Source organism: Psittacicella hinzii (assembly GCF_003585885.1).
Classification (GTDB): domain Bacteria; phylum Pseudomonadota; class Gammaproteobacteria; order Enterobacterales; family Psittacicellaceae; genus Psittacicella.
Genome location: NZ_NRHC01000109.1, coordinates 1 through 6,118 on the forward strand (window position 1 = coordinate 1; position 6,118 = coordinate 6,118).

Sequence of the window (6,118 nt, forward strand, 5' to 3'; positions counted from 1 at the left end):
ACAATTGCGGAATTCAGGTTCTACGCAAAAAAAAAAAGAAATTCTAAAACAATAATAAGTGATAAAGATATAAAAGCACAAAATCTTAAATACAGAAGCTTTTATCTGGAATAAGGAATTAGTAAGGGCTAAGAGATTACTCTTAGCCCTACTAATTTAGTATTTTAATACTTGTATTGTTCTTACCTAAAGCAATAGCTAGTACTTCATAAACTTACTAACTAAAGTAGTCTTTACTTACTCTGGTAAATATTAAGCTATCTTAATTTCGCCCTAAAGCAATTAAGCCAATCGCAACTACTGCTAAAAGAATTCCTAGGTAATTTACTTTTGAGATGCGCTCTTTGAAAATTACGCCAACAAGAAGTGATAATGCAATTACCCCGATATTCATTGAAGTAAATACTAATGCCGTATGCCCATGAAGCTCTTGGTGAGCACGTACATAAGTAAAGATATTAGTAAAGTTTAAAGCACCTAATAAAATCCCAGCTAAAACTGAGGCAAAGTTAAATTTAGTTTTTCTTTGCAGGTTATAAACTAGCATTACTACAGCTGCTAAAATAAAGATTAACATCAGTAAAGACATGGTATCTTTAACTGCCATTAACTTTAATAAAACATCAATAGAGCCATAACCTAACCAAACTAGGAATAACCATAACCATGCAAATTTAGATTCTCTAACAGCTATTTGCTCACTTATCGTACGCGCACTCTGCCCACGATTTAAAAGCATTAAAATTGCCACAAAAGCTAAAGCTACCCCAATTATTGCTAGAACAGTTAGCTTTTGTTGGAAAATTGTAAAGCTTGCCAGAATACCTATTGCTAAAGAAATACGACTTGCAGTATCTGCTTTAGCAATCCCAGAAGTTTGCACCGCTTTCCCCATCACTATAAATACGGTAGGGAGGAGAATACCCAGTAAAACAAAAATATACCAATTCGAGCTATTAACTAAAGCCGATATCGGAGTCTCTGGTTTATAAAGGAAAAAGTAAGATAACCCCGTTGCAACTATGTAGTTCCAAAATATAATCTGGGGAATTTCTATTCTCGAGTTTTTTACTGCTTTTAACAGAATTGAAACCGAAACACTCGCACAAATTGCGATTAGTAAAAAGATCATTTTCTAGTCCAAAAAGATAAAATATTAAATAAAAACAACGTTATAATTATAAACAATCTCACGAAAAAATAATCAGTAATTTTAGGAGGAATTATTGTTCTTTTATATCGTTTTAGGAGCCTTTGAGTTTCTACTCTTATACACTATCTTCTGCCTAAGGTGGATCTTCAATAAAAAATCTAAAACCTTGCTGATTAGCTACATTCTCTTCTTTATTTTGAGTAATGTAGTGCTGTACTATGGTCTACAACGTACTAATATCAGCTTTACAATTTTTATCTTTTATCTCAACCTCCTTTGGCTATACTTCTTAGCAACCTTTACTGTATTTATCCTTTATAAAGTTACACGATCAAAGTATCCAACTTTATTTAGATCTCTTATGCCTCTAGCATTTATTGGTCTAGTAGCTTTCTCTTGGTACAATGCCCAAGTTCCAGTTATTCATGAATATCGTGTAAAACTAGACAAACCTTTAAGTAAACCTCTTAAAGTACTTGTTGCCTCTGATCTACATTTAGACTACCTTGTTGGTAACAGAGCCATCCAAAAGTTAGTTGAAGTAAATAAAAAAGTGCAACCTGACATTATTTTAATGCCAGGAGACATCATCAATAATGACGCAAGTGTCTACTACAAATACAACATGCAAGAGGATATGAAAAAGCTAACTGCTCCTCTAGGAGTATATGCTTCTCTAGGTAACCATGAGTTTTATGGTTTACTTGCGGAAAATATTCAGGCAATTAAAGATGGAAACATTATCCTGTTACGTGACCAAGCCATCGTAATTAATAATGAATTTATCCTTGTCGGACGAGAAGATCAGACCAACCCTGAACGTCTTCCTCTAGAGCAAATCCTTGCAAAACAAAATCCTAACCTACCTATCCTTGTAATGGATCACCGCCCATATTTTGACGAAGTTATTGCAAGCAAAGTAGACTTACAAGTATCAGGGCATACTCACCGTGGACAACTATTCCCATTAAACCTAGTTGTTTCCTTTATGTATGACTTGAGTTATGGTTATAAGCAAGTAGAAGCTAGCCATCTCTTTACTACTAGCGGTTGGGGATTCTGGGGAGCACCATTCCGTTTAGGTTCACAACGTGAAGTCTTTGTTATTACTCTCGAGGGAAGCAATTAAGCCTATCCTAAGCTTACTTAAAACTCAAAAAGTACTAAATTTCTTAGAGCAAAAAGTACTAAAGATCGAGAGGCTAAAATCAAGCAAATAAAAAAGAGTGTAAGATTTATTCTTACACTCTTTTTTATTTTGTTAAGTACAAGTTTATTTTGCACTATTTAAACGTTTTTGGTAGTCAGCAGATAAGTTTTTAAACTGCTGTACTGTAGTAACGTTTGCATTTCTACCTTGTGGTAAAGACACTGTTCTTGGATTACGTGGTACCCCATTTACATGCACTTCGTAATGTAAGTGTGGACCGGTAGTAATACCAGAGTTACCCGAATAAGCAATTAACTGTCCACGTTTAACACTTTGCCCAACAGCTAAAGGTGTTGATGACAAGTGCATATAAACAGTACTTATTGCTTTAGTATGTTCGATTACTATGTAACGTCCAGCTCCACCTGGTTGGTAAGCTACTTTAGTTACACGACCGTCTGCAGGAGAGTAGATTGGTGTACGGATTGGAATACCAAAGTCAATCCCGTTATGCGGTCTAAGTCTACCTGTTACAGGGTGACGACGAGTTGGATTAAAGCCTGAAGTAATTGTTGGTACTTTACCAACAAATGGATAACGGTTAAACGTTACTTGCTCAGGACGTTTACCATCTGCGCTGTACCAAGCATTACGGTATAAAATTGCAAAGTAATTCTTACCGTCTTGAGTTACTTTAACTGCTTGAATGTTACGGAATGACTCATTATAGAGTTGGTCACCGATATATTCTCGGTTAGATAGTATCGTAATACGTGCATTATTCTTAACTGGAGCTCCAGTTTGCATAGTAATGATCTCGTTAATTAAACGAGCTCTGCTATCTTGAATCCCCATTGCTCTTAGAGTCGCATCTAAACCTTGGCGACCTACAGTTCCAACACGGGTGTCTAAACGTGATGAAACCTTACGATCATAACGCTCACGATAGTATGGTTTACGTGTATCATCTTCACGGATATAACGAATTTCCGTTTTTAAATCAACAACATAACTTAAATAACTGATATCACCAGATTCAGTAAAGTGGAAGTTTAAAACTTGTCCACGCTTTAAGTTGTCTAAACCATCGCGATTTCTCTTACTAAGAGCTAAAATATTATTTAAATCATTTTTATTTAACTCTGCTTCTGGGAACAGAAGTTTTAAAGAGTTAGTTAAAATAGTTTCGATTTTTTCGCCATTTGTTCTAACAGTATGGCTATTTAAATCTTTTAAATTTGTAACTAGGTTATTAAGTTCTTCTAAACCTTTATTTACACGTTGTAATTGGCTTGGAACAAGATTATCGTCATTAATTAACTCATCTACACGGTCAACAGTAAGAGTCTTGATGTCATTGATATCTTGTAAGTCTATGCGACTGGTTGTATCAACATCTAAGTTGTTATAGTCGGTCTTAAAACTTCCATCTGCAATGCCTCGTAAATAAATTAAGTGATTGCAGTACAATCCACTACCAATTAATACAAAAGCTAGTAAATAGAAAATTCGCACTATAACCAAAAACTTACGATGTTTTAAGTTTTGTTCAGGTAAAAGATCCACCATATATCCTGATTAAATTTGATCGGCTATTAATACTGGCTCAGAAAGTTTTACATATCAAACAAATTCTGATGCTCTAGACTAGAATTCTGTTTAAATTATTTTCTAAGATCAAGTTAACAACAAATTTAGCGCCGAAAATTTCAGCGAATTAAATTTATTTTAACTTTTAATCCAATAGGTTTTATATTTATAGCGCTAAATCTTTAAATTTACACTAAGAAAATTAAAAATATTTTAATAAATGCCGTGCATTGATTAAAATATATAAAAATAAGGTCAATAGGGTTAATAAACCCTTAAAATATTTTTACTAAAATACGCAAAAAAGTTGAGTATTAGAAATAACAACCTAAAGTATTTTAACAAAATTTTGCTAAAAAAGTGATTAAAATTATACCATTAATAAAAAAAGTAAATTTTTTTCGTTAAGGTTATAATTGAGAAGCAAACTATAATTCTGCTACTGTGGTAGCTGAGGATTCTTTCTTAAAATGACTCAACCATTAATTTCTTTAGAAGATATTAGTTTAGTCGTAGGAGAGCAAAAAGTAATTCTAGATAAAATTAACCTAACAATTACTGCTAACTCGGTGACGACCATTGTCGGACCAAACGGAGGCGGTAAATCTAGTTTATTAAAAATCCTCCTCGATCTAAATAAACCTACTTCAGGAAAAGTTGTTAAACAAAAAGCTGATCTGAGGATAGCTTATTTACCCCAGAAGTTGCATTTTGAACAAAGCATTCCTATGGATGTTGAGCAACTTCTTAAATTAAGTCCACGCTTTGATCAAGAAACTTATGATTGGTTAATTGAAAATTGTGATTTAACCAAAATCTTAAAAACATCAATTCACCAATTATCTGGCGGGGAAAGACAAAGAGCTTTTCTAGCTCGTTGTCTTATGACCAAACCAGAATTATTAGTTCTTGATGAGCCCGCTCAAGGTGTTGATATTCAACGTCAAGCACATTTATATCGCTTAGTACAAAAGATTAAAGATAAATTTAAATGTGCAATTGTTTTAGTCAGTCATGACCTGATGCTGGTAATGCGTAATACTGATCACGTTATCTGTTTAAACCGCCACATTTGTTGTGAAGGACAACCTGAAAATATTGCCCACAACCCAGAATTTTCTAATATTTTCGGTCATGTTATTGCCCGTAACATCCAAGATGCCTTTGCAGTTTACTCCCATAACTCAATTCACCACCACGTAGATGGGGTAACTAATGGCAATGCTTGCGGTTGTGATCATCAACACTAAACCGTAACAAACTAGTTTAACTACAAATCCTTATGCAACTGAGGTTGTTATGACTTTTTTATTGTCACTAATGACATTTGCTTGGTTAGCCGCTTTTTTGTTATCATTTTCGACTTCGACTTTAGGATGCTTTGTCCTCTGGCGTCGCATGTCTTACTTTGGTGATACTTTAGCGCATGGTTCCATGCTTGGCTTTTCCCTCGCAATTGCTTTGCAAATAAACTTTTATATTGGCTTACTAATTACAGTTGCCATTATAACCATCTTACTTTTCCTTATAGAAAAACGCTCTCGCGTTTTACATATGGATTCAATTCTCGGGATAGTTGCTCACACTTCTTTAGCTCTAGGCTTTATTATTATCAGTATTTTAGCTAATTATGTAAGAGTTGATGTACTAGACTATCTTTTTGGGGATATCCTCATGGTGCAAACTTTGGATATCTACATAATTATCGCTTTAAGCTTATTTATTGTTGTTACTATTTTATTAAGTTGGAAGCCTTTAATGTCAATTCTTATCAATGAAGAAATGGCACAGGTTGAAGGTGTGAATGTTCCGTTTTACAAAAGCCTACTCGTTATCTTATTAGCGCTGGTAGTTGCAACTAGTATTACTTTAATCGGGGCATTATTAATAACTGCATTATTAATTATTCCAGCTTCTACAGCAAGACGTTTTGCTAAATCCCCTCAACAAATGATTGTTTATTCTTTTATTATTAGTAATATTGCAATCGTGATTGGTCTATTTAGCAGTCTTTACTTTAGTTTCCCTGCAAGTGCGGCTATAGTTGCAACTCTTGGGGGCATGTTCTTTATTAGCTTACTCTTTAAACGTACAGATAGCTAAAATAAAAACTAAAAGTAAAAATAGTAATTTGTAACGCTAAATATAAGATAGCAATGCAAAGAATAACAAAGTAGGCTAAAGCTGAATACTTAATCCCTTAATTTAGGGATTCCCGAAAATCA

Annotated in this window: 5 protein-coding genes; 3 read left to right on the top strand and 2 right to left on the bottom strand. The window is 33.9% G+C overall.

All coding sequences use genetic code 11. The features are described 5' to 3' along the window. Positions 1–262: 262 nt before the first annotated feature. A complete protein-coding gene (locus tag CKF54_RS07145; protein ID WP_119525667.1) occupies positions 263–1,132 on the bottom strand; it encodes an EamA family transporter in 870 nt (289 codons plus the stop codon). Between the two features lie 382 nt (positions 1,133–1,514). Between CKF54_RS07145 and CKF54_RS07150 the strand changes: the two genes are divergently transcribed. Then, entirely contained in the window at positions 1,515–2,282 is a 768-nt protein-coding gene (locus CKF54_RS07150) for a metallophosphoesterase (RefSeq protein ID WP_222987568.1), read from the top strand. Positions 2,283–2,426: 144 nt separating this feature from the next. On the opposite strand, the gene CKF54_RS08305 is transcribed toward CKF54_RS07150, so the two are convergent. After that, positions 2,427–3,872, bottom strand: coding sequence for a M23 family metallopeptidase (locus CKF54_RS08305; RefSeq protein ID WP_119525669.1), 1,446 nt, complete (start codon positions 3,870–3,872; stop codon positions 2,427–2,429). A 491-nt stretch (positions 3,873–4,363) separates the two neighbouring features. On the opposite strand from CKF54_RS08305, the gene CKF54_RS07160 reads away from it, so the two are divergent. Both CKF54_RS07160 and CKF54_RS07165 read left to right on the top strand, forming a co-directional pair. After that, complete coding sequence (locus CKF54_RS07160) at positions 4,364–5,143, top strand: metal ABC transporter ATP-binding protein (protein ID WP_119525670.1); 780 nt, start codon at positions 4,364–4,366, stop codon at positions 5,141–5,143. A 49-nt stretch (positions 5,144–5,192) separates the two neighbouring features. Further along, a complete protein-coding gene (locus CKF54_RS07165) occupies positions 5,193–5,996 on the top strand; it encodes an iron chelate uptake ABC transporter family permease subunit (protein WP_119525671.1) in 804 nt (267 codons plus the stop codon). Positions 5,997–6,118: the final 122 nt, after the last annotated feature.